General features: G+C 59.1%; 23 protein-coding genes. 7 read left to right on the top strand and 16 right to left on the bottom strand.

The annotated features are described in order from the left end of the window. The first annotated feature begins 10 nt into the window (after positions 1-10). Positions 11-1,696, top strand: a complete 1,686-nt coding sequence (gene hutU / locus VIJ98_RS06210; protein WP_061717257.1) for a urocanate hydratase — start codon at positions 11-13, stop codon at positions 1,694-1,696. Positions 1,697-1,885: 189 nt separating this feature from the next. Further along, the gene (locus VIJ98_RS06205) at positions 1,886-3,043 is read left to right on the top strand and encodes a M20 aminoacylase family protein (RefSeq protein ID WP_323272786.1); all 1,158 of its coding nucleotides are present in this window, start codon (positions 1,886-1,888) and stop codon (positions 3,041-3,043) included. Positions 3,044-3,107: 64 nt separating this feature from the next. Here the strand turns inward: VIJ98_RS06205 and ybiB are convergent, their stop codons facing one another. The 3 genes from ybiB to VIJ98_RS06190 are packed head-to-tail and all read right to left on the bottom strand — an operon-like array spanning position 3,108 to position 7,217. Then, positions 3,108-4,076, bottom strand: coding sequence for a DNA-binding protein YbiB (ybiB, locus tag VIJ98_RS06200; protein WP_323272784.1), 969 nt, complete (start codon positions 4,074-4,076; stop codon positions 3,108-3,110). Positions 4,077-4,121: 45 nt separating this feature from the next. Next, complete coding sequence (gene dinG / locus VIJ98_RS06195; RefSeq protein WP_323272783.1) at positions 4,122-6,266, bottom strand: ATP-dependent DNA helicase DinG; 2,145 nt, start codon at positions 6,264-6,266, stop codon at positions 4,122-4,124. A gap of 54 nt (positions 6,267-6,320) precedes the next feature. Then, positions 6,321-7,217 carry a LysR family transcriptional regulator gene (locus tag VIJ98_RS06190; RefSeq protein WP_008102589.1) on the bottom strand — a complete coding sequence of 299 codons (897 nt, stop codon included), beginning with the start codon at positions 7,215-7,217 and terminating at the stop codon, positions 6,321-6,323. A gap of 124 nt (positions 7,218-7,341) precedes the next feature. Here VIJ98_RS06190 and speB point away from each other — a divergent pair, with 124 nt between their 5' ends. After that, positions 7,342-8,298 (top strand): agmatinase, encoded by a 957-nt coding sequence (gene speB, locus VIJ98_RS06185; RefSeq protein WP_407330293.1) that lies wholly within the window; start codon positions 7,342-7,344, stop codon positions 8,296-8,298. Next, positions 8,298-9,383 carry an iron-containing alcohol dehydrogenase family protein gene (locus VIJ98_RS06180; RefSeq protein WP_323272779.1) on the top strand — a complete coding sequence of 362 codons (1,086 nt, stop codon included), beginning with the start codon at positions 8,298-8,300 and terminating at the stop codon, positions 9,381-9,383. The genes speB and VIJ98_RS06180 overlap by 1 nt, the downstream gene beginning before the upstream one ends. Before the next feature lie 336 nt (positions 9,384-9,719). Here VIJ98_RS06180 and VIJ98_RS06175 read toward each other — a convergent pair whose 3' ends face one another. Genes VIJ98_RS06175 through argH form a run of 7 tightly spaced genes read right to left on the bottom strand, consistent with a single transcriptional unit; the run spans position 9,720 to position 16,734 of the window. Continuing rightward, positions 9,720-11,081, bottom strand: coding sequence for an MmgE/PrpD family protein (locus VIJ98_RS06175; RefSeq protein WP_323272777.1), 1,362 nt, complete (start codon positions 11,079-11,081; stop codon positions 9,720-9,722). After that, a complete protein-coding gene (locus VIJ98_RS06170) occupies positions 11,065-11,952 on the bottom strand; it encodes a polysaccharide deacetylase (RefSeq protein ID WP_154153201.1) in 888 nt (295 codons plus the stop codon). Before VIJ98_RS06170 ends, VIJ98_RS06175 begins: the two co-directional genes overlap by 17 nt. Beyond that, positions 11,945-12,790, bottom strand: a complete 846-nt coding sequence (locus VIJ98_RS06165; RefSeq protein ID WP_323272774.1) for a polysaccharide deacetylase — start codon at positions 12,788-12,790, stop codon at positions 11,945-11,947. The genes VIJ98_RS06170 and VIJ98_RS06165 overlap by 8 nt, the downstream gene beginning before the upstream one ends. Positions 12,791-12,801: 11 nt before the next feature. Continuing rightward, entirely contained in the window at positions 12,802-13,623 is an 822-nt protein-coding gene (locus VIJ98_RS06160) for an ABC transporter substrate-binding protein (RefSeq protein WP_008102602.1), read from the bottom strand. A 16-nt stretch (positions 13,624-13,639) separates the two neighbouring features. Continuing rightward, on the bottom strand, positions 13,640-14,404 hold the full coding sequence (locus tag VIJ98_RS06155; RefSeq protein WP_008102604.1) for an amino acid ABC transporter ATP-binding protein: 765 nt from the start codon (positions 14,402-14,404) through the stop codon (positions 13,640-13,642). Between the two features lie 13 nt (positions 14,405-14,417). Continuing rightward, positions 14,418-15,296, bottom strand: a complete 879-nt coding sequence (locus VIJ98_RS06150) for an amino acid ABC transporter permease (RefSeq protein ID WP_008102605.1) — start codon at positions 15,294-15,296, stop codon at positions 14,418-14,420. Between the two features lie 10 nt (positions 15,297-15,306). Further along, positions 15,307-16,734 carry an argininosuccinate lyase gene (gene argH, locus VIJ98_RS06145; RefSeq protein WP_323272769.1) on the bottom strand — a complete coding sequence of 476 codons (1,428 nt, stop codon included), beginning with the start codon at positions 16,732-16,734 and terminating at the stop codon, positions 15,307-15,309. 157 nt (positions 16,735-16,891) lie between these two features. On the opposite strand from argH, the gene VIJ98_RS06140 reads away from it, so the two are divergent. Further along, positions 16,892-17,863, top strand: coding sequence for a LysR family transcriptional regulator (locus tag VIJ98_RS06140; protein ID WP_154153209.1), 972 nt, complete (start codon positions 16,892-16,894; stop codon positions 17,861-17,863). A 72-nt stretch (positions 17,864-17,935) separates the two neighbouring features. Here the strand turns inward: VIJ98_RS06140 and VIJ98_RS06135 are convergent, their stop codons facing one another. Together VIJ98_RS06135 and VIJ98_RS06130 are read right to left on the bottom strand one after the other, a co-directional pair. Further along, on the bottom strand, positions 17,936-18,454 hold the full coding sequence (locus VIJ98_RS06135) for a GNAT family N-acetyltransferase (protein ID WP_258144809.1): 519 nt from the start codon (positions 18,452-18,454) through the stop codon (positions 17,936-17,938). Further along, a complete protein-coding gene (locus VIJ98_RS06130) occupies positions 18,451-19,014 on the bottom strand; it encodes a helix-turn-helix domain-containing protein (RefSeq protein WP_179451485.1) in 564 nt (187 codons plus the stop codon). Before VIJ98_RS06130 ends, VIJ98_RS06135 begins: the two co-directional genes overlap by 4 nt. A gap of 151 nt (positions 19,015-19,165) precedes the next feature. On the opposite strand from VIJ98_RS06130, the gene VIJ98_RS06125 reads away from it, so the two are divergent. After that, a complete protein-coding gene (locus VIJ98_RS06125; protein ID WP_008102616.1) occupies positions 19,166-19,900 on the top strand; it encodes a MerR family transcriptional regulator in 735 nt (244 codons plus the stop codon). Positions 19,901-20,070: 170 nt separating this feature from the next. On the opposite strand, the gene VIJ98_RS06120 is transcribed toward VIJ98_RS06125, so the two are convergent. From VIJ98_RS06120 to VIJ98_RS06105, 4 genes are read right to left on the bottom strand one after another with little or no spacing between them, the layout of a single operon-like run. Next, the gene (locus VIJ98_RS06120; RefSeq protein ID WP_061717283.1) at positions 20,071-20,802 is read right to left on the bottom strand and encodes an ABC transporter permease; all 732 of its coding nucleotides are present in this window, start codon (positions 20,800-20,802) and stop codon (positions 20,071-20,073) included. Next, a complete protein-coding gene (locus VIJ98_RS06115; protein ID WP_154153219.1) occupies positions 20,802-21,737 on the bottom strand; it encodes an ABC transporter ATP-binding protein in 936 nt (311 codons plus the stop codon). Before VIJ98_RS06115 ends, VIJ98_RS06120 begins: the two co-directional genes overlap by 1 nt. Continuing rightward, entirely contained in the window at positions 21,730-22,896 is a 1,167-nt protein-coding gene (locus tag VIJ98_RS06110) for an ABC transporter permease (protein WP_323272764.1), read from the bottom strand. The genes VIJ98_RS06115 and VIJ98_RS06110 overlap by 8 nt, the downstream gene beginning before the upstream one ends. A gap of 3 nt (positions 22,897-22,899) precedes the next feature. Beyond that, entirely contained in the window at positions 22,900-23,808 is a 909-nt protein-coding gene (locus tag VIJ98_RS06105; RefSeq protein WP_323272762.1) for an ABC transporter substrate-binding protein, read from the bottom strand. A gap of 215 nt (positions 23,809-24,023) precedes the next feature. Between VIJ98_RS06105 and VIJ98_RS06100 the strand changes: the two genes are divergently transcribed. Then, a complete protein-coding gene (locus VIJ98_RS06100) occupies positions 24,024-25,490 on the top strand; it encodes an MFS transporter (RefSeq protein ID WP_154181421.1) in 1,467 nt (488 codons plus the stop codon). Positions 25,491-25,513: the final 23 nt, after the last annotated feature.

The raw sequence follows: 25,513 nt of genomic DNA, 5'->3' as shown, positions 1-25,513 counted from the left end.
GGAATCGATGATGAGCGAAACTTTGACTCAGGCTGTAGCCCGTGAAATCCGTGCGCCGCGCGGTAATGAATTACACTGCGCCAACTGGTTGATTGAAGCGGCTTACCGCATGATCCAGAACAACCTCGATCCTGACGTGGCAGAGCGCCCGGAAGATCTGGTGGTATACGGCGGCATCGGTAAAGCCGCGCGTAACTGGGAGTGCTTTGAGCAAATCCTGCGTTCCCTGCGCGCGCTGCAGCCGGAAGAGACGCTGCTGATCCAGTCCGGCAAACCGGTGGGCGTGTTCCGCACTCATGCCGATGCACCGCGCGTGCTGCTGGCTAACTCGAATCTGGTGCCACATTGGGCCAACTGGGATCACTTCCACGAGCTGGATCAAAAGGGCCTGATGATGTACGGCCAGATGACCGCCGGTTCGTGGATCTACATCGGTGCGCAGGGCATCGTGCAAGGTACTTTTGAAACCTTCGCCGAAGCCGGTCGCCAGCATTACGACAGCAATCTCAGCGGCCGCTGGATCCTCACCGCCGGTTTAGGTGGCATGGGCGGCGCACAACCGCTGGCTGGCGTGTTGGCCGGTGCCAGCGTGCTGGCGATTGAGTGCCAGGAATCACGCATCGATTTCCGTATCCGTACTCGCTACGTTGACCACAAAGCCTACACGCTGGACGAAGCGCTGGCGCTGATTGACCAGGCAAACAAAGAGAAGCGCGCCATTTCTGTTGGCTTGCTGGGTAACGCCGCTGAAATCGTGCCGGAGCTGGTGAAACGCGCCAAAGCGGGCGGCATGAAGCCGGACATCGTCACCGATCAGACTTCGGCGCACGATCCGATTAACGGTTATCTGCCGGTCGGTTGGGATGTGGCGCGCTGGGAAGCCGAGCGTGTCAGCAACCCGAAAGCGGTGGAGAAAGCCGCGCGCGCCTCAATGGCGGTGCATGTGCAGGCGATGCTGGACTTCCATCACATGGGCGTGCCGACCGTGGATTACGGCAACAACATCCGTCAGGTGGCGCTGGATGAAGGCGTGAAAAATGCCTTTGATTTCCCTGGCTTTGTGCCAGCCTATATTCGTCCTCTGTTCTGCGAAGGCAAAGGCCCGTTCCGCTGGGTGGCGCTTTCAGGCGATCCGGAAGATATCTACAAAACCGATGCCAAGCTGAAAGAGCTGTTCCCGGATCATCAGAATCTGCACCGCTGGCTCGACATGGCGCAAGAGCGCATCGCCTTCCAGGGCTTACCAGCGCGTATCTGCTGGCTGGGTCTCGGCGAGCGTCACAAAGCGGCGCTGGCGTTCAACGAGATGGTGCGTAACGGCGAGCTAAAAGCGCCGATCGTCATTGGTCGCGATCATCTGGATTGCGGTTCCGTGGCGTCACCGAACCGTGAAACCGAAGCGATGAAGGATGGCTCGGATGCCGTATCCGATTGGCCGCTGCTGAATGCCCTGCTGAACACCGCCGGCGGCGCGACCTGGGTGAGTCTGCATCATGGCGGCGGCGTCGGTATGGGCTTCTCGCAGCACTCAGGTGTAGTGATCGTGTGTGACGGCACTAAAGAAGCCGATGCGCGCTTAGGCCGCGTGCTGTGGAACGATCCGGCCACTGGCGTAATGCGTCACGCGGATGCCGGTTATGAACTAGCGCAAAGCTGCGCACAGGAACACGGCTTAAACCTGCCGATGCAGAAATAACGTTCACCTCGCGCATTATCATTGTAGGGTCGCCATTCATGGCGACCTCTTTTATTAAAACCCGCATATTCCATTCCGCTATACCCTATAGCCAAATTATTCCGTTCCGCGATAGACGCCGCCATGCGCTTGCCACTACAGTAAATACATTATTTTGCAGCTCACGCTGCTAATGGAGAGCCTTACTTTATGAGCCTGCCTGCTGCACTGCTGGAAAACGCCCTCGACTGGCGTCGTCAGTTACACCAACATCCTGAACTGGGTTACCAGGAGCAGCAGACCAGCGAGCTCGTTGCAAAGGTACTCACCGATGCCGGATTACAGGTATTTCGTGGCTTAGCCGGCACCGGCGTGATCGGCACCTTAGAGAACGGTCCCGGACCGGTTATTGGCCTGCGCGCGGATATGGATGCGCTGCCGATCACCGAAAAAGGCGCGCCAAAGTGGAAGTCGCAAAAAGCCGGCGTTATGCACGCTTGCGGCCATGATGGTCACACTTCTATGCTGCTGGCTGCGGCCTGTCAGCTGGCGGCCACGCGCAACTTCAGCGGTACCATTCACTTCATCTTCCAGCCCGCCGAGGAGAATCTGGGTGGCGCGCGCAAGATGGTAGAAGAAGGTCTGTTCCAGCGCTTCCCGATGGATGCGGTGTACGCCATGCACAACTGGCCGGGCATGCCGGTGGGCACGCTGGCGGTGAACCCGGATGCGATGATGGCATCTCTCGATTCGTTCGAAATTACGTTGCACGGTAAAAGCTGCCATGCGGCGATGCCGGAGAGCGGTGCCGATCCAATGGTGGTAGCCGCCGAACTGATTCTGGCGCTGCAAACCATTCCGTCGCGTCGTCTGTCGCCGCTGGCTTCGGCGGTGGTGAGCGTGACGCAGATTCACGGCGGTGAAGCGATTAACGTTATTCCTGAGCAGATTGTGTTGCGCGGCACGGTGCGATGTTTGCAGACCGACGTGCGCAATCGCGTGCGCGGTCTGATTGAGGATTTTGTCACTACGTTGCCGCGCCCGTTTGGCGTTAGCGGCGAGATTCACTGGTATCCCGGTTATCCGGTCACCGCCAACCATGCAGAGCAAGCCGAACAGGTGCGTACGGTGGCGGTTGATGTGCTCGGCGAGTCGCAGGTGCATTGGCAGGTGAACCCTTCAATGGCTTCGGAAGATTTTGCCTGCATGATGGAAGCCTGTCCCGGCGCCTATTTCTGGCTCGGTGCCGATGGCGCAACGCCTTCCGCCCCGCTGCATAACGCCCATTACGATTTTAATGATGAGCTGCTGCCGATCGGTATTACCTTCTGGCAGCGGTTGGTGGAGAGCGTGTTAGCGAAAGCGTGATTACGTGTTTGCGGTCGCCATAAATGGCGACCCTACGAAAACCTTGCGATGCGCCTGACAGAACTCAGATTCCCGCCTGTTTTAACCGCCCTTCCGCGTCCGCCATGCTGGCAGATTCCCCGGTCGCCACCAAACAACACGCCAGCTGCAAACGCAGCGCCTGTGGGACCGCGCGTTCCCCGACTAACACCTGATTGATCCACACAGCGGTATCCTGCGCGCTTTTGCTTTCCGGCAGTTCCACACTCACTTCCGGCTGGCGCTCAACCCATACTTCCGCTTCTGCACCCGCACCGCGAATGTAGTTAATCGCCGGGCAGCGCTGCGGATTGGCATACACCTCGCCTTCGGTACCGTTGAGCAGAATTGCCGGTGCATCGATATCCTGGAAGAATTTCCCCACGCGCGGCACATATTCCGGATGCGAGACGCTGGCCAGGCGCAGCGCGGCGCGTTCGGCAAACGGCGTCGCCAGTTTCGCCAGCGTATGCGCGCTGTTACGCACGCCCATGCGCCAGCGCAGCGACAGCTGTTGCGCCATCGGCGCACACAGATGATCAATGGTGATAAATGCCAGCTCGCCGTTATCCAGCTTCGCCTGCGCCTGTGCGGCGGAGGTCACGGGCGCGATGTCCAGCGCCGCCAGCACCGCTTCGGTGGTGATGCGCGTGGGATCGTCGCTAACGCCGTGCAGCAGCACCGGGAAGCCAAGTTTCACCAGCAGCAGCGCCAGCAGCGGCGTCAGATTGCCCTGACGACGCGCACCGTTGTAGCTGGGGATAACAATCGGCATCGGACGATGAGCCGGTGCCTGCAACTGCATCATCTGCTGCTGCATCGCGTGGTAAAAACCGCGCATCTCCTCTTCGCCTTCACCCTTGATGCGCAGCGCAATCAGCACGCCACCCAATTCCAGCTCCGGCACTTCACCGGCCAGCATCGCGCTGTAGAGCGCCTGCGCAGTGTCGAAATCGATATCGCGCGCGTGATTTTTACCGCGCCCAATCTCTTTAATGATTTTATTCAGTTCCATCAGGCATTCCCGCTTCCAGGGCGCGCCGCCGTGCGGCTGCCAAAGTTAGATTTTCTTACTGCGACTTTTTTTCGGCTTGTCACTGCTGGCTTCCGGCATCGGCGGTTGCTCAATCGGGAACACCGGTAATGCGGCCAGCAGTCGGCTGCCATAAGCTTTGTTGAGCAGGCGGCGATCGTAAATCACAATTTCGCCAAAGCAGCTGTGGCTGCGAATCAAACGTCCTACCTGTTGAATCAAGGTAAAGGAGGCGCTCGGCAAGCTCTGCACCTCGAACGGATAACGTTTCAGGCTCTTCAGCCATTCGCCCTCGGTCAAAATTACCGGACTGTCCACCGGTGGAAAAGCGATTTTATGGATATGCACCTGCGACAGCAGATCGCCTTTCAGATCCAGCCCTTCGGCGAACGATTGCAGCCCGACCAGGATACTGGTTTTACCAGCTTCAACGCGTTCCCGGTGCAGCGCCACGAGGCGCGAACGTGGCTGGTCACCTTGCACCAGCATTGATAAACGCAGCTCCGGAATGTGCGCGACAAACTGCTGCATCGCGCGGCCGCTGGCGAACAGCACCAGCACGCCTTTGTGCTTCTCTTCGGCTATCTGCTGACGGAAGAAGCGCGCCATCTCCGCAATGTGTTCCGCTTCCTGCGCCATCTGCGGCTCAAACTGCATCTGCGGAATCACCAGCTTGCCCTGATCGATATGGTTAAACGGTGAATCCAGCGCCACAAAGCGGTCGCCGGCTTTCTCGCTCAACCCCGACATCTCTTGTAGCCGGTTGAAGCTGTTAAGCGATCGCAAAGTGGCGGAGGTCACCACCACATGCGGGATTTTACGCCACAGGATTTTTTCCAGCTGATCGCTCACGCGAATGCCCGCGCAGTGGAACAGCAGATGCGCCTGGCCTTCACGGATCTCACGCGTAATCCACTTCGACACCGGCGCATTCGAGGCTTTCTCCATCGCCGCCAGCCGCCACAATTTACTGATTGATTCGAACCAGCCAAAATGGCGATTGAGCTGAATAATCGCTTTATGCAGCCGCATGATGTCAGCTTTACCGGTTTGATCGCCCAACTCATTGAGCAGGCCTTCGCTCAGGCCACGCAGCGCATCGCTCAATTTGAACAGCCGCGCGCACAGGCTCAGCAGCTCTTCCGGCAATTCGCCCAGCACAAAGCGGAACTCGCCCGGCTGATTATGGCCAGGCAGCAGCGGATTGAGCGCATCGCAGAGAATCTGCAGCAGCTCGCGCATTTCATCGCAGTGGCTTTTCAGGCGTTCTGGATTGGTGAGCGGCGGCGGCGATTTCGGGCGGAACTGCGCCATGATGGTTTCCACCAGCCGCACAAACAGATCGAGTTGTAAGCTGCTCCAGCCAGGCGTGATCTCTGCGCTCATCTCCAGCGCATCGCGCGCCACTTCCGGCAGATGATGGCCTTCGTCCAGCACCAGCATCAGGTTTTTCGCCGGTGGCAGCACCGATTCATTCTCCATCGCCGCCATCACCAGCGCATGGTTGGCGACCACCACATCCGCCTGCTCAATTTCTCGACGCGCGACAAAGAACGGGCATTCACGATACCAGCGGCAGTGATGGCCGAGGCAATTGGCTTTGTCGGTGGAGAGGCGTTGCCACAAGCTGTCGTCAATGTTGACATCGGTGTGATCGCGCAAGCCATCCCAGCGGTAGCTGCTGAGCTGCTTCTCCAGTTTGGCGCAGAATTTCTGCTCCTCTTTCGAGCCGGTGACCGCCTCTTCATCAAGATAGAGCAGCAAATCGCCCTGCTGATCTTCGGTCGCCGCCAGCGCCGCAAGGTTGCGCGGACAGACATAACGTCCACGGCCAAAGGCGGCGGTAAAAGTAAGATCGGGGATGATTTTCTTCAGCAGCGGCAGATCCTTGGTGAAGATCTGATCCTGCAACGCCACGTTGGCGGTGCTGATCACCAACCGCTTCTCCTCGGCGCGGCTCACCGCAATGCCGGGAATCAAATAAGAGAGGGTTTTGCCGACGCCGGTTGGCGCTTCAATCGCCAGATGACGCCCTTCGTCACCGGCCAGACTTTTCGCCACTTCGGCAATCATCTGGCGCTGCGGCGCGCGCGGGATAAAGTCAGGAACCTGCTGCTGCAGCGCCTTATACCATTGCGCAATCTGGCTTTTTATCGCTGCTGTCAGGGCCATTTTCGTTACTGTTTGCTGAATTGGCCTGTATTTTTACACAGTATTGGCGCAGCGTCAGCTTTCGCTGCTATTTTTTCGCGCTGGATTCAGAATTTCACGCATCGCGCGGATCAAGGTTTCGCGCGCGCGCCCACGGCGAAACGCAAAAGAGAAAGGCGCGCGGAAGTGGAAATGGTGCGGCAGCAGACGGCGCAGCGCGCCCTGCTGTTCCCAGCTGCGCGCATAGTGTTCGGGTAAATAGCCAATGAAGCGGCCGGAGAGAATCAGCGTCAGCTGCGCTTCGATGCTCTCAACCGATGCGTTGCTCTGGCGGAAGCCGCGCTTGTTCAGCTCCTGCTGATTCCAGTAGCGCCGCGTCACCATGCCGGTTTGCTGCACGGTGCGCACATCCGGATGACCTTCAGCCAGCGGATGTTCCGGGCTGCAATAGAGCCAATGCTGCTCTTCATACAGTGGAATGGTCACCAGATTGCTGGCGCGCAGCGGGAAGTGACCAATCGCCAAATCGAGCCGATCCTCCAGCAACTGCTGCTGCAACTCATTGGGATCGCGCACGCTCAGATTAAAAAACACCGCTGGAAAGCGCTGATTAAAACGCGCGATGGCAGCGGGCAGATCCAGCGTGCTGTCGGTGACGGTGGCGTCCACCACGCCAAGCGAAAAAGTGCCGCCCTGCGCGCTTTTCAAGGTTTCCACCTGCTCCTGCCAACCCGCCAGCGTCGCCAGCATCTCCTGACTGTAGCGATAAAACTGCTCGCCTTTGCTGGTCAGGGTAAAGCCGCCGCGTCCGCGTTGACAGAGGATAAAACCGAGCTGAGTTTCCAGCTCGCTCATGTAGGCGCTGATGGCGGGCGTGGTCATGTTCAGCGCCTGCTGCGCGCGCGAATAGCCCTGATTTTCCACCACGCTGGCGAACACCTGCAGCAGTTTAAGGTTGGGAAGCGTCTGCACCGATTTTCCTTCAGTGATTGCTGACTAAAGTTAAGTAATCTCTGAAGTGATTATCTGCTGTCAAGGATTTTTCCGGCGCGCGTGCTGGGTAATGATGGGTTTCACCTGACTGAAGGAGTGCGTGATGACCGATTTCCCCCAGCCGCAAGGCGGCAACGAGATGCCCCGTTTTGCCGGACGCGGCACCATGATGCGTTTGCCCGCCGCTGACACACCGGCCAATTTGGATGTGGCGTTCGTCGGCATTCCGCTGGATATTGGTACTTCGCAGCGCAGCGGCACGCGCTATGGCCCGCGCGCCATTCGCGCCGATTCAGTGATGATCCGCCCGTACAACATGGCCACCGGCGCCGCGCCCTTTGATTCGCTGCGCGTCGGCGATCTCGGTGATGTGCCGATCAACACTTACAGCCTGCTGAAATCGGTTGATATCATCGAAAACTATTATACCGAGCTGAATACCTGGCCGATTATCCCGTTAACGCTAGGCGGCGATCACACGCTGACGCTGCCGATTTTGCGCGCGCTGGCGAAGAAGCATGGGCCTATGGGGCTGATTCACATTGATGCGCACACCGATACCAACGACGAGATGTTTGGCGAGAAGATCGCGCATGGCACCACGTTCCGCCGCGCGGTGGAAGAAGGCCTGCTTGACTGCCAGCGCGTGGTGCAGATTGGGCAACGTGCGCAAGGCTACGCCGCCGATGATTTTCAGTGGGGCGTCGATCAGGGCTTCCATCTGGTGCCCGCCGAGCAGTGCTGGTATCGATCCATGACGCCGCTGATGGCCGAGGTGCGCGCGCGTATCGGCAACGGTCCGGTGTATCTCTCTTACGACATCGACAGCTTCGATCCCGCATGGGCGCCCGGCACCGGTACGCCGGAAGTGGGCGGTTTGACGTCGATGCAAGGGCTGGAGATCGTGCGCGGCTGCCGTGGACTCAATCTGGTGGGCGGCGATCTGGTAGAAGTCTCGCCGCCGTATGACATCAGCGGCATGACCTCACAGCTGGCGGCCAATATCCTTTATGAGATGCTGTGCGTGTTGCCCGGCGTCCGTTACACAGAGAACAAGTGATGACACAACAGAATCTGGTGTTCCCGGCGCGCGTGCTGCGCGGTGCGGGCGTGATCAATCAATTAGGCGCGATCTGCGCCGGACTGGGCCAGCGTGCGCTGCTGATTGGCGGCCATCAGGCGTTGCAGGCGGTTGAAGCGCAGGTTCGCGCGCAGCTGCTGGCAGCCAACGTCACGCTGCTGGCGCAGGAGTGGTTTGGCGGCGAAACCTCGATCAATCACATCAACCGTTTAGCGGCGCTGGCAACCGAACTGCACGCCGAGGTGCTGATTGGCGTCGGCGGTGGTAAATCGCTGGATACGGTGAAAGCGGTTGGCGCACAGCTCGGCTTGCCGGTGGTGACGCTGCCGACCATTGCCGCCACCTGTTCAGCGGTAACGCCGCTGAGTATTCGTTATGACGACAACGGCAATTTCTTCGATATCTTCCCACTGCCGCAGGCACCAGCAGCAGTAATTATCGACAGCGAGCTGCTGGCAAAAGCGCCCGCCCGCTGGCTGGCCGCCGGGCTGGGCGATACGCTGGCGAAGTGGTACGAATTCCGTGCGGTCAGCGCACACCATCCGGCACGCGACGGCAATGCGCTCTCGTCACTGGCGCACAGCCAGATTTGTTATGACGTGATTGCCGAACACGGCCCGGCGGCCTACGCCGCAGTGCTGCGCGGTGAGAGCAGCGCGTCGCTCGATCAAGTGCTGGATGCGATTTTCACCTGGGCAGGATTAACCTCGCTGATGAGCAACGGCGCACACGCGGCAGCTTCGCACGCGATTTATGAAGGTTTTACCTTCTGCGATAAAACTCGCGAGTTTGGTCATGGCTTGCTGGTCGGCTTCGGCAACCTCTGTTTGCTGGCGCTGGAGAACCGCGCCGATGAAGAAGTGCTGGATGAGATGCGCCTGGCGCGCGACTGCGGCGTGCCGCTGACGCTGAGCGAGATTGCCGAGCTGGATGAGCATGAGCTGGCGCTGATTGTGCGTGAATCGGTGCATGCGCCGGATATGGAGAACATGGCCGAAGCGGTGACCGAAGCGCGATTGCTGGCGGCGATGGCGCGGATCGAGGGTTTGGCGGGCAGGGTTTAATCGCGGTCGCCATTAATGGCGACCCTACGCTGAAATGTGCGGATTTTGTAGTGTAGGCATTCATGCCGACCTGACTGAGCGTGAGCTTGCGGCGATGGCGCGGATCAAGAGGTTGGCGGGCAGGATTTAAAGCGGTCGCCATTAATGGCGACCCTACGCCGAAATTGCGTGGATTTTGTAGGGTCGGCATTCATGCCGACCTGACTGAGCGTGAGCTGGCGGCGATGGCGCGGGTTGAAGGGTTGGCGGGCAGGGTTTAATAGCGGTCGCCATAAATGGCGACCCTACGCCGAAATGCATAGATTTTGTAGGGTCGGCATTCATGCCGACCTGGTTTTACCTCAGCGCCAACAACCCCACCACTTCCCTTACATCCGCCACTTCATCCAGCTCCAGACACACCGCCTCGAGCCGTTCGACCTGATCCAGCGGCAACACGCGCGCGGCCAAACTGCGGTACTTCGCCAACAGCGCATCCAGCGTGAGCGGATTGGTCGGCGCGCCTGACGGCACCGGCACGTGCTGCTGCCACTGCGCGCCCTGCTCGGTTTCCAGCCGCACCCACGGCTCGTCGTCGCGGCCCTGCTGCGCATCGATCACCAGCTCAATACGCGCCAGCAACGCTTCCACATCAGGATGCAGCCGTTTGGCGTCGTCATAACTCGCCAGCTCGGCCGAGCCGTAAAGCGCACGTGCCGCCAGCGCATATGGCAGGCTCATCTGCGCCGCCGCCAGGCTGTGTAACTCACGTCCGCCACACATCTCCAGCAGGAACGGATTCACGCCCACCACGATGCGCGCGATCTGCTCTGCGCGCACATCATGCTGTTGCAGCATTATTCCCAGCGCATCAATCGCCGCGTGGGTGCCACGGCATGAAGCGTAAGGTTTGATCGAGCAGCGCGCCAGTTTCCACACGTCGCCGAGATCCGCCGTTAAGGCCTGCGGCTGCTGAGTATCTGCCGCTAAGGTTTGCAGGAAGCCGCCCCAGCGCGGTTCAAACACCTCAGAAGGACCGCTGATACCGCGTTGTGCCAGCAATGCGGCTTGCACGCCACCTTCTGCGGCGCGCGCGGCATGCAGTTTTTTGGTGTGCGAGCCGTCGTGGATAAAGCCCCACAAACCGCCGCTAAAGCTGGCGGCTATGCCCAGCGCAGACGCGCATTGTGCGCGATCCAACTGCAGCAGTGAACACACCGCCGCCGCCGCACCAAACACGCCGCAGCTGGCGGTAGAGTGCCAGCCTGCGCCGTTGTGCGCCGAGTAACCGCCGCAGGCTTCTAACACGCGGCGGCCGACGTCATAGCCGATCACCATCGCCACCAGCAGCGCTTGTCCGTCCACCGGCTGCGTCGCCAGTGGCAAAGCCGCCAGCAGCGACGGGATCACCACTGCGCCGGAGTGATCGCAGCCGCCAGTGTCGTCGAGTTCATACATATGCGCCGCCACGCCGTTCAGCCACGCCGCCTGGCGCGGATTGGCCTGTTGCGCGCTGCCCCAAATCTGCGCCTGCTCGCGTCCACCTTCGGCCTGCACCAGCGCCAGACATTCGCGCCAAATCGGGCTGTCGCAGCCCGCCAGCGAAGCACCGAGCGTATCAAGCAAATGACGTTTCGCCTGCTCCACCAGCGGCGCAGGCAGTTGTGCAAAACGCGTCTCGGCGATAAAGGCCGCCAGTTGATCAAGCGTGCTCGCCATGCGCACCTCCGATGATGCGAGTAAACACTTCCGCCGGATGGGAGACATCGTTATCCGGCTGCGTCTGCCAATGCGCCGCCGCCTGCTCAGCGGTGGCGATCCACACGTTGTGCTGTTGCAGCGTGTCGAGCAGCGCCCGCAGCAGGCCAATACGTCCGGCGGTGCCAATAATTTCCGGATGCAGGCGCAGCAAGTAGCACAGACCAAAGCGGTGGAAGCCGTGGAAATCCTGCGTCATATTCGCCAGCGTTTCCGCATAAGGCGCGATACGCGATTGCCCTGGCGGAATCGCCGGGCTGAGGTTGAAGGCGAAATAAGGCTCATCTTCCAGCGTGTAGTGCATTGGCAGTTCCACCAGGCGCGTGCCGGGATGGAAGTACGGCAAATCGTCGCCGCGCCAGCTGGATGACCAGCGAATACCGCGTTCTATCAGCGCCTCGGCCAATCCCGGTTTCCACTGCCCGGCGGGCGTGCGGAAGCCGATAATTTTGCGCCCAGTAATTTGCGCCAGTTTGTCGCAGCCGCGCGTCACGCTGGCAATTTGTTGCTCCAGCGTGAGCAGCGAGAAATCTTCATGGGTATCGCCGCTGCAGGCAATTTCATGGCCGTCGGCCACCATACGCTGCACCAATTCCGGCTGCTCTTCGGCGACAATCGCCGGCATACACCAACTGGCTTTGAGCTGTTTTTCCGCCAGCAGCGCCAGCAAGCGATCAACGCCGCGCAGCGTGCCGTAGCGCCATACCGATAGCGTTTTATCGCGCCCCGCCACCGCCGGCGCCTGAGTGAGAATGCCGTGAATGTCGTTGAAGTCGATGGTGAGGATCGCCGCCGACTGGAAGCCCAGCGGCCAGCGTGAAGGTTCAGTCATGCTGTTGCTCCTGCAAATACCACTGCGCCACTGCATCGCAGCGCGCGAACCACACGTCGTCGCGCGCCGTCATATGTTCAAACAGCTGTTCGAGCAGCAAAATGCGTCCCGGCTGGCCGGAGATTTTCGGGTGGAACAACGTGGTGAGGCACAAGCCTTCATCCATCGCGCCATCGAACTCGCGCTGCCAGTTATCGCGCGTGTGCGCATAGCTGGCGATGCGGTCGCCGCCTTTGGGGAAATCGGGCTGGCGCGTGTAGGCCAGCGAGGCGTAATCATCCATCTCCCATTTACCGGGGATCTCCACCAGCGGCGTATGACCCGCCACCGGAATGCTGTAAGGACGATCGTCGCCGCGCATGCTGCTGGAGTAGATCACGCCCGCATCGCGCAGGATTTGTGGCGTTTCGGCATGCCAGTCGCCCGACGGCGTGCGAAAACCGCAGGCGGTGATGCCAAGATGTTGTTTAAAGATTTCAGCGGATTTCTCCATCACCGCACGCTGTTCATCCGGTGAAATCGCCCAGAAGGATTCGTGGCGATAGCCGTGATAGGCCACTTCGTGGCCCTGTTCGATAATCGCCTGACACTGCTGCGGCCACTGCTCCACCACCCACGCCGGCACAAAGAAAGTGGCGGGAATATTGAAGGCGCGCAGCAGGTCAAGCAGACGCCCGAGCGCACGGTACGGCCCGTAGGCCCCAAAGGTAAAATACTCTGGCGTTGACCACAGGCTGCCATTCAGCATGGCATCGCCGGTGGGACCGTCGAGGTCAAACGCCAGCGCCATACAGCCGCGTTTACCCTGCGGCCAGCGCACTGCACCCGGTTGTTGCATCTGCGCGCTCCTTAGCCCTGGTTAACGGTAGCCTTCGCCACGCCGTTGTCTGCCAGGCCCCATTTGCCGAGGATTTTCTGGTAAGAGCCATCAGCAATCATCGCGTCGATCGCCGCCTGAATCGCCGTGGTCAGTTCGCCCGCATCTTTACCAATCGCCATGCCGGTGTACTGGAAGGAGAAGGCTTTATCCAGCGCCTTATATTTGCCCTTTTCCAGATCCATGATGTACGGCAGGGTTTCGCTGCCCTGCACCACGCCATCCAGACGGTTCTGGCGCAGCTGAGTACGCGCATCGGCGGTGCCTTCGGCGCCTACCACAATGATCGCCGGCTTACCGGCCGCTTCACAGTGCGCTTTTGACCAGTTGGCAATTTCCAGTGGGAAGGTGGTGCGACGGCTGGTGCCAACTTTCTTGCCGCACAGATCCATCGCGCTGTTGATATCGCTGCGCGCGGATTGGGTGTAGAACTGCGGGCCGGTTTTGAAGTAGTCGATAAAGTTAACCACCTGCTGGCGCTCTTTGGTGTCCGTCATGCCGGACATCACCAGATCGACGCGCTTGGTCACCACCGCGTTCACCATCTGCTCGAAGGCGATCTCCTGCCAGTTGATCTTCACGCCGAGCTTTTCACCAATCGCCTGGCCGAGATCGTAATCCACGCCGGTCAGCTGGTTAGTGGCCGGATCTTTGAAATCCATTGGCGGATAGTTCGGCATGATCGCCACGGTCAGTCCTTTCTCTTTGATCGCAGCAGGTACGGCGATATCTGCCCAGGCAGAGGATTGCAGCAAAACGGCGGCACTGATGGCACTCAATAACAGCTTTTTCATATTCACCCCGGTAATGTTAAAGAAGAATCGCGTTAATAAAGTTTTTCATCCGTGGATTTTGCGGGTTCAGCAGAATGTCTTCCGGTGCGCCCTGCTCGATAATGCGTCCCTCGTCCATAAACACCACCTGATTGGCCACCTCACGGGCAAAGCCCATTTCGTGCGTGACCACCAGCATGGTGGTGCCCTCTTTTGCCAGCTGACGCATCACCGCCAGCACTTCGCCCACCATCTCCGGATCCAGCGCCGAAGTGGGTTCGTCAAACAGCATCAGTTTGGGTTTCATTGCTAACGCGCGGGCAATCGCCACGCGCTGCTGCTGGCCGCCGGAGAGCGACTGCGGATAGTCGTGCGCTTTGTGCGCCAGACCGACGCGATCGAGCAGCGCCATGGCTTCTTCGCTGGCTTCGCGCCTTGGACGCAGCAGCACGCGACACGGCCCTTCGATGATGTTCTCCAGCGCAGTTTTGTGTGGGAACAGGTTAAAGCGCTGGAATACCATGCCGGTTTGCAGGCGCTGACGCGCAATCTGCTTGTCGCTCAGCGCGTGCAGTTTGTTACCGGCGATGCGATAGCCCGCCAGCTCGTTGTCGACCCAAATTCCGCCTTTATCGACCTTCTCCAGCTGATTAATGCAGCGCAAAAAGGTGCTTTTGCCGGAACCAGATGGACCGAGGATGCACATCACCTCGCCGTAGTTAACTTCGAGGCTGACATCCTTCAGGGCGTGGAACTGGTCGAAATATTTGTTCACCTTGACGGCGCGCACGATGTTTCTCATGTTGGGCTCCTGATTACTGACGCTGACGATGGCCGCGTGAGAAATAACGTTCCAGTCGGCTCTGTCCAAACGACAACACCGTGACCACAATCAGGTACCAAATGCCTGCCACGAACAGCAGTTCCATTACGCGCGCGTTGGCGAAGTAGATGGTTTGTGTGTTGTAGAGCAGTTCGGAGTACTGAATCATGCTGGCGAGACTGGTGGTTTTGATCATGCTGATAAATTCGTTGCCGACCGGCGGCAGAATCACGCGCATCGCCTGCGGCAGAATGATGCGATGCAACGCCTGCAGACGCGGCATGCCGATGGCTTTCGCCGCTTCGTACTGTCCGGTATCCACCGACAGCAAGCCCGCGCGCACCACTTCCGAGGTGTACGCGCCCTGATTGATGCTCAAACCGAGCAGCGCGGCGAGGAACGGCGTCATGATGGTGACGGTTTGCACGCTGAACACGCCGGGAATGCTGATGGTGGGAAACACCAGCGCGAGGTTAAACCACAGCAGCAGCTGCAGAATCAGCGGCGTGCCGCGAAAAATCCACGCATAGCCCACGGCGATGTAGTGCAGCACCGGATTGGGCGACATGTACATGATGGCGGTGATGACGCCAAACAGCACGCCAAGCCCCATAGCCAGCACCGACATGATTAGCGTGTTGACCACGCCGTTAAGAATCGCCTGAGCGGTAAAGAACTGGCCGACAAACGACCATTCGATATTGCCGTGGGCAAAGGCGTTCACCAGCAGCGCCAGCAGCACCAGAATCACCGCCGACGCGGTAATGCGGCCATAATAACGGCGCGGCACCACCTGATAACGATCGAGATCGTAATGCGTCTGCTCGCGGCTGTTGTTCAAACCCGGCTCAATCGGCGTTGATTGCGACATAGAGCTCTCCTCAGGCGCGTGGGCCAGCGTAATCTTCGGTCCAGCGCTGCTGGTCCTGCATCAGGGTTTGCAGACGTGCCAACTGCTCACGCACGCGTGCCGGTGCGGTACCGCCGTAGCCGCTGCGGGCCGCCAGCGCCGCTTCCAGCGTCAGGGCGCTGCGTACGTCCGGCGTTAAGCGGGCATCCACCGCGTGCAGCTGCGCATCGCTGAGATCCGACAGACCGCAGTTTTCGCGCTCGCACAGCTGCACCAGCTGGCCGGTGATCTCATGCGCCTCGCGGAACGGCACGCCGCGCATCGCCAGCCAGTCGGCCACTTCGGTCGCCAGCGTGAAGCCATCCGGCGCCTGCTCGCGCATCACGTCGGTGTTGAATTTCAGCGTCGCCATCATGCCCGCCATCGCTGGCAGCACCAGCAGCAGCGTATCCACCGCATCAATCACGTTGCGTTTGTCGTCGCTGAGATCGCGGTTGTAGGAGAGCGGCATCGCTTTCATGGTGGTGAGCAGCGCCATCAGGTTGCCGACCAGGCGACCAGAGCGACCGCGCGTCAGTTCGGCGATGTCCGGGTTTTTCTTCTGCGGCATGATGGAACTGCCGGTGGCGTAGCTGTCGTGCAGCTCAACCCAGCGGAACTGGCGGGACGCCCACATGCACACCTCTTCGCACAGGCGTGACAGGTTGATGCCGATCATGCTGGTGACGAACAGGAATTCAGCGGCGTAGTCGCGGCTGGCAACGGCATCGATGGAGTTCTCACACGGCGCGAGATAAGCGAGATCGGCGGCGGCTTGCTCCGGCTGACGCGCAATGGCAGAGCCGGCCATCGCCGCCGCACCGAGCGGACAGCGTGCGCTGCGGCGATCCCAATCCTGCATGCGTTCAATATCGCGGGCAAAAGATTGCGCATGGGCCAGCAACTGATGGCCGAACACAATCGGCTGCGCCTGCTGCAAATGTGTGAAACCGGGCGCGACGCTTTCGGTGTGCTGCGCCGCCTGCTCGACCAGCGCCTGCTGCAGCGTCAGCAAGGCGCTGACCACCTTGCGTCCGTTGTCGCGCAGATAGAGACGCAGGTCGTTAACGGTTTGATCGTTGCGCGAACGCCCGGCGCGCAACTTGCCGCCCAGCGGGCCTAAACGCTCGGTCAGCGCGCGTTCGATAAACGTGTGCACATCTTCGTCGGCGGCAATTGGATGCAGCTGACCGGCGCGATAATCGGCGTCTAACGCGTCAATGGCGTCCAGCATGGTGCTGAGCTCTTCGGCGCTCAGCAGTTCGCCGCGCGCCAGTTCACGGGCATGCGCCCGGCAGCCCGCCAGATCGTAAGGTGCCAATGCAAAGTAATAATCCGGGCTACGAGACAGCGCGGTTAAACTCGCCGCCGGTGCCGCTTTGAAACGCGCGCCCCATAACAGTTCGGCATTATCAGACATGCTATTTCCCCTTACAGATAATCATCAGCGATATGAAAAAGATATGGTTGAGCCAGTTGAGATAATAAAAACTTATTTTATGGCTACACTGGTAAATAGGGCCTATTTCAGGTTCACTGTACTTTCACCGCAATTATTCCGGAGTTGAATAGCAAAAATGGAAAGTAAAGTTTCCCAGTCCGGAAACAATGCAAATAATCGCAGCGATAATGCGGTTCTGGCACTGAGTAATATCGATTTAAAATTACTGCGGGTATTTAAATGCGTGGTGGAAGCCGGCGGATTAACCGCTGCCAGTCACGAACTCAATATTGGTTTGGCGGCGATCAGTAAACAGGTTTCCGATCTGGAAATTCGTCTCGGCATGACGTTGTGCAGCCGTGGACGCGAAGGTTTTGAGCTGACGCAATACGGCATCAACGTCTATCAGGCCACGCTGGAGCTGTTCGTCTCGCTGAATCTGTTTCGCGAGCGGTTGCATAACAGCCGCAACGAACTGCTGGGCGACATTGCGATTTGCGTGGTGGATAACACTATTTCGGATCCGCAATCACCGGTCACCGCGGCGGTGCAACAGCTGCACCAGAAAGCGCCAAAGGTACAAATTCGACTGCAAACCGCGCAATTAGATGATATTGAACGTGGCATCAGTGAAGGCCGTTTTCATTGTGGCATTGCACCGGTTTATGAAATGAAAAGTGATTTTGATTACTTCCCGCTTTATAAGGAATATTCAAAATTATATTGCTCCATGTCACATCCTTTATATTCCGGCTCGTGTGATAAAAATATCTCACTGGAAATATTACGTGAGCAGAAAATCATTAATCATTTATATGTGACGCCACGCGACGATCGTCGCATCATTCCGTTGCAGGACAGCGGTGCGCAGGCAGTTCAGGTTGAATCTGTCGCCATGTTGATTTTAACCGGCCATTTTATTGGTTATTTACCGGATCATTATGCCGCCGCGTTTATTGCGCGTGGTCAGCTGTGTGAGTTGGGCGATGATTCGATTCGCCGTGAAAACCCGTTTTGTTTGATGATGAAGAAAGGCCGCAAAATAAACCCGATTATCCGGCTGTTTATGCAGGCGCTGGGCGTGGCAGAGGGAGAGGCGGCGCACTGATTTGGTGCAGAGTTTTGCAGAGGTCGCCATTAATGGCGACCCTACGTAGGGGCGGCATTTATGCCGACCTGGTCAACGCAGCAGCTTAAACATCACCGTGGTCGCATCCAGCACACCTTCAGTTGACTCGGCATACATTGGAATCGACCCCGCAATCTGCCAATCCATCGACAAATACAAATCCGTCGCCACGTCGCCGCTGCGCGTGTCCAGCACCAGCAAGGTTTTGCCCTGCTCTGCCGCCAGTTGTTCGGCCTGCTGCATCAGGCGGCGCGCAATGCCCTGCCGTCTGGCGCGCGGATGCACCAGCAGCTTGCTGATCTCCGCCCGATGGCGACCGTTCGGCATCGCGCTGAATCCCACCATTACCGTCGCCACAATCACGCCCTGCTGATACGCCACCAGCAACTGATTGTCGCCGCTCGCCAGACTGTAAATTTTGTCCTGCCAGAAACGCTCAATGGCCGCGCGATCGCTGGCATCAATAAAGCCCACGCTGGCGCCGTCGGCGACGCAGCCCTGCAGCACATCACACAATGCCGCCAACAGCGGCTGCGCCTGGGTGGCGCTGAGACGTTCGATGTCAATCATGGTTTGCATACCACCAAAATGTAGCGCGCGCCGCCTTCGGCATGGGCGGCAAACGCGGATTTACCGGTGAGATGGAAGCGCAGACAGTCACCCGCCTGCAGGGTCCAGTGTTGATCGTCCATGCTGATAGTCAGCTCGCCCGATTGCAGCCAGATGTGCTGCTCCAGTCCCTGAATCGGCGGCGCGTCGTAATCAATGCGCGCGCCGGGACGCAGCACGCCTTCCACCACTTCCGCTTTAAAGTGGCTGGCGGGCGGTGATACGTTGCGGCGCTGGAAACCGCTGGCGTCGTCGCGCCACACCGGCTGTTGCTCTGCTTTTAGCAGCAGCGCGGCCTCCTCTTCCACCTCGCTGAGCAGGCGCGACATGGTCAATCCATAAGCAACACACAGCCGGTTAAGCAAAGCGGCTGTGGGGCTCGTTTCAGCGCGTTCAATGCGCGACAATGACGCCCGACTGATGCCGGTCGCCATCGCCAAATCATCTAATGACCAACCGCGCTGTACGCGTAATTCGGCCAGTCGTGCCGCCAGTCGATCGTCAGTATCAGAAGCAGACATCTTCACCTCTCATTTATGGGAAATAAATCTCATATATGAGATAACACTACGAATCCTAAACAAGGTCAAGTTGTACAACTAAAAAATCGTTGTACAACCCAAGCGTGGGGGTTAAGGTGTTGTTATGCAGGTCAGTATTTTCGAGGAGTCTATGGCCTTATACAGTATCGGGGATGTGGCCGAACGCTGTGGAATCAACCCGGTAACGCTTCGCGCCTGGCAGCGACGTTACGGTCTGTTAAAACCCCAGCGCACCGAAGGTGGTCATCGGCAGTTTGATGATGAAGATGTTCAGCGTATCGAAGAGATAAAACGCTGGATAGAGAGCGGCGTGCCCGTCGGCAAAGTAAAAGCGTTGCTGGAAGGCGCCACCGTCAATGTACATGACGGTTGGTCGGCGCTGCAGGAAGAGTTGATGAGCGTGCTGCGTCACGTTCGCCCGGCGAAACTGCGCGTCAAAATTGCCACCATTGGCCGGGAACATCCGGTAGATGCGCTGATCGATCACGTGTTCGTGCCGGTTCGTCAGCGTCTCGGTTTAGATCAAAATACTGCGCGCACCATGTGCAGCCTGCTTGATGGCGCGCTGATTGATTATGTGGCGTTTTGTCTGGCCGGTGGGCGTAAAAAAGCCGGTAAAGATGCGCTGATGATTGGCTGGGCGGTGGAAGATCGTACCCGCATCTGGCTGGAAGCCTGGCGTTTGTCGCAGCAAGGCTGGCGCATGGATGTGTTGGCAGAGCCGCTGGATATGCCGCGCCCTGAGTTATTCCCCGGACAAAACCTGTTTATCTGGACCGGAAAAAAGCCGACGCGTCGTCAGGTCGAGCAGTTTGAGCACTGGCAGGCACAAGGTTTTGCCATTCACCTGCACGATCCCGCGTAACTAAAAATCGCACACACGGCCTTTGCCTGGCGTGGTGTGCGCGTTATCATGCCGCCCTAAATTTCTTTTCTCAGGTCTTCACATGAACTGGAATAAACTCCTCATCGGTTCCCTGTTTGCCATCATGGCGCTTGGCGGCATGGGCGGCATGATGCTGGTCGGCTACAGCCTCATTGTGCATACCAACTAAGTTTGCGCTGCACGCGCTCTAACAGGCGATCGCAGATCAACGCCAGCAGCGCCACCAGCAGCGCGCCCTGAATCACATAGGCGGTGTTAAAGCCGCTCAAACCGATAATCACCGGCGATCCCAGACTCTCCGCGCCCACCGTGGAAGCGATGGTTGCCGTGCCGATGTTGATCATCACTGAGGTTCGCACGCCCGCCATAATCACCGGTGCCGCCAGCGCCAGCTCAATCTGCCACAAGCGTCGCCACGGCCCCATGCCAAGGCCGACCGCGATTTCACGATTGCTGGCCGGTACGCTATCTAAGCCCGCCAGCGTGCCCTGTAAAATCGGCAGCAAGCCGTAGAGAAACAGCGCCATCACCGCGGGCGTCGCACCAAATCCCATCACCGGCACTGCAATAGCCAGCACCGCTACTGGCGGAAAAGTCTGCCCGGCCGCAGCCACCGTTTCCAGCAGCGGACGAAAGGCGCGACCGGCGTGACGCGTAGCAAACACCGCACAGCCAACGCCAACCAGCAACGCCAACAGGCTGCCGCTGACCACTAACGCCAGATGCGCCAGCGCCAGCCGCCAGAAACTCTCCTGCTGATAGAGCGGACGCTCCAGCTGCGGAAACCAGTGGGCAAACAGCGGACCGCTGTGCGGCAAGCCCCACAGCAGCAGCAGAAAAGCCGCCAACAGCCAGTAAAGCGGATCGCGTAACAGCCGCATCAGCTCGCCTCCCGCTGGCGCAGCAGATCGCTGAAGTGCAGCACGCCGAGCGGCTGCTGATGCTGATCGATCACCGGTAATTTGTCGGTGCGGCGCGCAATAAACTGCGACAGCGCTTCACGCAGCGTCAGCGATGCGGCAATTGGTTCGGCGTCAAGCCATTCACCGCGCCGCGCCGCACTGCCCGCACGCCCCAGCGCCAGCAAACGCACGCCCAGCTCGCTGCGACCAAAGAACTCGCGGGCAAAATCATTCACCGGCTGCGTCAACAGATCGATCGGCCTGCCCTGCTGCACGATTTCGCCGCCGTCCATCAGCACCAGTTGATCGGCCAGCGTCAGCGCTTCGTCGATGTCGTGCGTCACCAGCACCACGGTGCGGCCGGACATTTTCTGGATGCGCAGCATCTCGTGTTGCAGCGCCAGACGGTTAACCGGATCGAGCGCGCCGAAGGGTTCATCCATCAGCAGCAATTCGGGATCGGCCGCCAGCGCACGCGCCACGCCGACGCGCTGCTGCTGTCCGCCCGACAGCTGATGCGGCATGCGCGTCGCCAGATGGCTATCGAGATTGAGCAGCGCCAGCAGCTCCTCGACGCGTTGGTTGATCTTCGCCTGCGGCCAGCCGAGCAGTGACGGCACCGTGCCGATGTTCTTCGCCACGTTCCAGTGTGGAAACAGGCCAATCGACTGAATGGCGTAGCCGATGCGGCGGCGCAGCGCGCGCGCATCCATGGTTTCGATGGCTTCTCCGGCAAAGCGGATTTCGCCGCTGTCGTGTTCGACAAGCCGATTGATCATCTTCAACGTGGTCGATTTGCCGGAACCGGACGTGCCGATTAGCACGGTAAAACTGCCCTTCTCAATCTTCAGCGACAGGTTACGTATCGCCTCTTTGCCGGCGAACACTTTGCTCACCTGGTGAAATTCAATCATGACGTCTCTCCAGCAGTGCCGACAGTAGACGCAGCAGTGCATCAAAAATCACCGCCAGCGCCACCACCGGAATCACACCCAGCAGCACCAGATCCAGCGCGCTGCTCAGTAATCCCTGAAAAACAATGGCGCCGAATCCGCCTGCCCCAATCAGCGCTGCGACCACCGCCAGGCCAACGGTTTGTACCACCACCACGCGCAGCCCGGAGAGCCACACCGGCAGCGCCAGCGGCAGCTCGGCGTGCCAGAACTGTTGCCACGCGCTCATGCCCATGCCGCGCGCGGTTTCACGCACTTCCTGCGGCACCTGCTGCAAACCGGCCACCACGCTGCGCACCAGCGGCAATAACGCATAGAGCACCAGCGCAATCAAGGCCGGTGCGATGCCGATGCCGCTGATGCCCCAACGGGCCAAAACCGGGAAATGCGCCACTAATCCCGCCAGCGGCGCTATCAGTAAACCGAACAGCGCCACCGACGGCACGGTTTGGATCAGATTGAGCACGCTAAACGCGGCGTTTTGCCAGCGCGGACGGCGTGCAATCGCCAGGCCGAGCGGCAAACCGATGATTACCGTCGGCAGCAGCGTGCCGCCCAGCAGCCACAAATGCTGCGTGAAGGCCGCGTCAAACACCGCCGTGCGATTGGCGTACTCTTTCATAAGCGAGAGACGATCAAGATGACCGCTGAGTAACAGCGCCAGCGGCAATAGCCAGATTTGTAGATTGAGCACAATGCGCCACGGCGTACTGCGCGTGATTTGCCGTATCGCTTCCGCCGCCAGCAGCAGCGCCAGCGCCGCCGCGCACCACAAGCCGCTACCAAACGCGGTACGTGCCAGCGGGCTGCCGCTGTTCGCCAGTTCGCTTGCTTGCTGTCCGGCCAGCCAGATGAGCAAGGCCAGCAGCAACTCCGCCGCCAGCAGCACCGTTATCGCGTGGATGCGGCGCGGCGACCACCACAAGCTCTGCCAAAGCCACAGCAGGGGAATCAACAGCAGTGCGCTGTTCGTCACCTGCCAGAACGTTAGCGGCTGGCCGGAGACCAACCGATTGGCAGCAAAGCTCAGCAGCGGTAAGGCAAACAGCGCCAGCGTAATAAGCGTGATTAACACCAGCAGCACCGGCTGCTGGCGCGGTCTGAGTAACAACGACGACACTGCTTACAGCAACTTATTGGTCTGTAACCACTGTTTCGCGACCTGGCTGGCATCCTGACCATCCACCGCGATCTGCGCATTTAGCTGCTGCAGGGTTTTCTCATCCAGCTTGCTGAAGACCGGCTGCAGCCAGTTGCCGATGTCAGGATATTGCTTGAGCACGCTTTCGCGGATTACCGGCGCAGGCGCATAAATCGGCTGCACGCCTTTCGGATCGCTCAGCGTTTGCAGGCCTAGCGCCGCCACCGGACCGTCGGTGCCATACGCCATCGCCGCGTTCACGCCAGAGGTTTGCTGCGCCGCCGCTTTAATGGTCACGGCGGTGTCGCCACCGGCCAGCGACAGCAGCTGCGCCTGCTCCAGCTTGAAGTTGTAGGCTTTTTCAAACGCCGGTAAGGCATCGCTACGTTCGATAAATTCCGCCGAGGCGGCCAGCTTGAAGGTGCCACCTTTTTTCAGGTAGGCGCTGAGATCGTCCAGCGAGTTGAGGTTGTTCTTCTGCGCTACGTCGCCGCGCACCGCAATGGTCCAGGTATTGTTGGCCGGCGCGGGCGTCAGCCACACCAGATGATTTTTCTCGGCGTCGAGTTTCTTCACTTTCTCGTAGCCCTGCTGGGCGTTTTTCCACGCGGTATCTTTCTCATCGTTGAAGAAGAACGCGCCGTTGCCGGTGTATTCCGGGTAGATATCCAGCTCGCCAGCGGTGATCGCACCGCGTACCACTTGCGTAGTACCGAGCTGGATTTTATTGACGGTTTTTACCCCGTGTTTGTCCAGCACCTGCAGGATGATGTTGCCGAGTAGCGAGCCTTCGGTATCAATCTTGGAACCGACTTTGACCGGTTCCGCCGCCTGCGCTGCACCCACGCTCATTGCCAATGCAATCATTCCCAATAAACCCTGCTTTATCATCTCGCTTCCCTCATTTGTTTTCATTGTGTGACTATCAAGCGTAGCCTGGCGAATCGGGATGGGCGCGGTCAAGCGGCTTACTTCGTGCTTTTTTTGCTATCAATATCGCAACGGTTATAACCAAAACGCAGCACATATAATTAAATGGAATTTTCGATGCTTCGGTGGCGGCTTATGCTCACAGTCCCACTCATTACAATAAATTACAAAACATCATGACCGACTTAGCTTCTCCGGCGCACGTCGCGCAGGCAGGGAATACACCAACCGGCGAGACCAAATGGATCCGCAGCGCGGCCGATGTCTCCGGGCTAGTGAATAACAGCGACGAATCGCGCAGCAACGCGCGTATCGTCATCGCCATTGCGCTGGGCGGCGTGTTCCTCGACGCCTACGATCTCGGCGCATTAGCCTTTGGCATCAAAGACGTGACGCGTGAGTTCCAGCTTACGCCAGCGGGCACCGGCATGGTGGCATCGGCGATTACCTTTGGTGCGATTGTCGGGGCGCTGATTGGCGGCTATCTCACCGACAAAATCGGCCGCTATCGTGTGTTTATGGCCGATATGTTCTTCTTCGTGGTGGCGGCGTTAGCCTGTGCGTTTGCGCCAAACGAGTATGTGCTGGCCGGTGCGCGCTTTGTGATGGGCCTCGGCGTTGGGATCGATTTGCCGGTGGCGATGGCGTTTCTCGCCGAGTTTTCCAAGCTGCGCGGGCAAGGTAATAAGGCTGCCAGCGTGGCGATGTGGTGTCCGACGTGGTACGCGGCGATCAGTATTTCCTATCTGCTGGTCCTGCTGCTGTATGCGGTGTTGCCCGAAAGCCACACCGATTGGCTGTGGCGTTTGATTCTGGGTTTTGGTGCGGTGCCTGCGCTGCTGATCATCGCCATTCGCAGCCGCTATATGAGTGAATCGCCGATTTGGGCGGCCAATCAGGGTAACCTGAAGGGCGCGGCGGAGATTCTGCGCAACTCTTACAACATCAACGCGCAGGTGGCGGATGACGCCGATTTGACGCCGCAGAAAGCGGTGCGCAAAGCCAGCTGGCGCAACTACGGCGCGCTGCTGCAGGGCGTTTATCGCCGTCGTACGATTCTGGCTACCGTCACTTCGATCGCCTCGTCGTTTGCCTATAACGCGGTGGCGTTTGGCCTGCCGGTGATTATCTCCAGCTTCTTTGCACAATCGATGCTGACCACCATTCTGGTGTCGCTGGCGCTGAATCTGCTGTTTGCCTTTGTCGGCGGCTTGCTGGCGGTGCGGCTGGTGCCGCGTCTTGGCGCGTGGAAGATGTCGGTGGCCGGTTACGCCTGTCAGTGCGTGGCGCTGCTGGGATTAGCGCTGATTGGTCGTCCGGAGGGCGGCGAACAGGCGGCGGTGGCGATTGCCATGCTGGCGCTGTTCCTGTTTGGTCAGGGTTTTGGTCCCGGCTCGCACACCATGACGTTTGCCTCGCTGAGCTATCCGGCTTCTCTGCGCGGTGTCGGCGTCGGCTTCAACCAGACGCTGATGCGCGGTAGCTCAACCGTGTCGCTGTTTGCTTTCCCGCTGCTGGTGGCGGCGTTTGGTACCGGCGTGTTCTGGGTGATTTTCCTTGCACCGCTGATTGGCTTACTGGCGCTGCTGGCGATTCGCTGGGAGCCGTCGGGTTACGACGTGGATGCGGAAGATTTTCAGTGATGGATTAACAGAGGTCGCCATAA

Source organism: Pantoea sp. S18 (assembly GCF_045689705.1).
In the GTDB taxonomy this organism is placed as follows: Bacteria; Pseudomonadota; Gammaproteobacteria; order Enterobacterales; family Enterobacteriaceae; genus Pantoea; species Pantoea symbiotica.
The sequence above is the reverse complement of the archived record's forward strand: the minus strand, read 5'-3'. Positions and strand labels throughout refer to the sequence as shown.

Bases quoted from the DNA above. Each gene is read 5' to 3' on its own strand.
- speB (WP_407330293.1), top strand. From the start codon at position 7,342: ATGACCGATTTCCCCCAGCCGCAAGGCGGCAACGAGATGCCCCGTTTT.
- VIJ98_RS06155 (WP_008102604.1), bottom strand. From the start codon at position 14,404: ATGAGAAACATCGTGCGCGCCGTCAAGGTGAACAAATATTTCGACCAG.
- VIJ98_RS06165 (WP_323272774.1), bottom strand. From the start codon at position 12,790: ATGCAACAACCGGGTGCAGTGCGCTGGCCGCAGGGTAAACGCGGCTGT.
- VIJ98_RS06140 (WP_154153209.1), top strand. From the start codon at position 16,892: ATGGAAAGTAAAGTTTCCCAGTCCGGAAACAATGCAAATAATCGCAGC.
- VIJ98_RS06150 (WP_008102605.1), bottom strand. From the start codon at position 15,296: ATGTCGCAATCAACGCCGATTGAGCCGGGTTTGAACAACAGCCGCGAG.
- VIJ98_RS06115 (WP_154153219.1), bottom strand. From the start codon at position 21,737: ATGATTGAATTTCACCAGGTGAGCAAAGTGTTCGCCGGCAAAGAGGCG.
- VIJ98_RS06180 (WP_323272779.1), top strand. From the start codon at position 8,298: ATGACACAACAGAATCTGGTGTTCCCGGCGCGCGTGCTGCGCGGTGCG.
- dinG (WP_323272783.1), bottom strand. From the start codon at position 6,266: ATGGCCCTGACAGCAGCGATAAAAAGCCAGATTGCGCAATGGTATAAG.
- VIJ98_RS06125 (WP_008102616.1), top strand. From the start codon at position 19,166: ATGGCCTTATACAGTATCGGGGATGTGGCCGAACGCTGTGGAATCAAC.
- argH (WP_323272769.1), bottom strand. From the start codon at position 16,734: ATGTCTGATAATGCCGAACTGTTATGGGGCGCGCGTTTCAAAGCGGCA.
- ybiB (WP_323272784.1), bottom strand. From the start codon at position 4,076: ATGGAACTGAATAAAATCATTAAAGAGATTGGGCGCGGTAAAAATCAC.
- VIJ98_RS06205 (WP_323272786.1), top strand. From the start codon at position 1,886: ATGAGCCTGCCTGCTGCACTGCTGGAAAACGCCCTCGACTGGCGTCGT.
- VIJ98_RS06105 (WP_323272762.1), bottom strand. From the start codon at position 23,808: ATGATAAAGCAGGGTTTATTGGGAATGATTGCATTGGCAATGAGCGTG.
- hutU (WP_061717257.1), top strand. From the start codon at position 11: ATGAGCGAAACTTTGACTCAGGCTGTAGCCCGTGAAATCCGTGCGCCG.
- VIJ98_RS06160 (WP_008102602.1), bottom strand. From the start codon at position 13,623: ATGAAAAAGCTGTTATTGAGTGCCATCAGTGCCGCCGTTTTGCTGCAA.
- VIJ98_RS06135 (WP_258144809.1), bottom strand. From the start codon at position 18,454: ATGATTGACATCGAACGTCTCAGCGCCACCCAGGCGCAGCCGCTGTTG.
- VIJ98_RS06130 (WP_179451485.1), bottom strand. From the start codon at position 19,014: ATGTCTGCTTCTGATACTGACGATCGACTGGCGGCACGACTGGCCGAA.
- VIJ98_RS06170 (WP_154153201.1), bottom strand. From the start codon at position 11,952: ATGACTGAACCTTCACGCTGGCCGCTGGGCTTCCAGTCGGCGGCGATC.
- VIJ98_RS06175 (WP_323272777.1), bottom strand. From the start codon at position 11,081: ATGGCGAGCACGCTTGATCAACTGGCGGCCTTTATCGCCGAGACGCGT.
- VIJ98_RS06120 (WP_061717283.1), bottom strand. From the start codon at position 20,802: ATGCGGCTGTTACGCGATCCGCTTTACTGGCTGTTGGCGGCTTTTCTG.
- VIJ98_RS06100 (WP_154181421.1), top strand. From the start codon at position 24,024: ATGACCGACTTAGCTTCTCCGGCGCACGTCGCGCAGGCAGGGAATACA.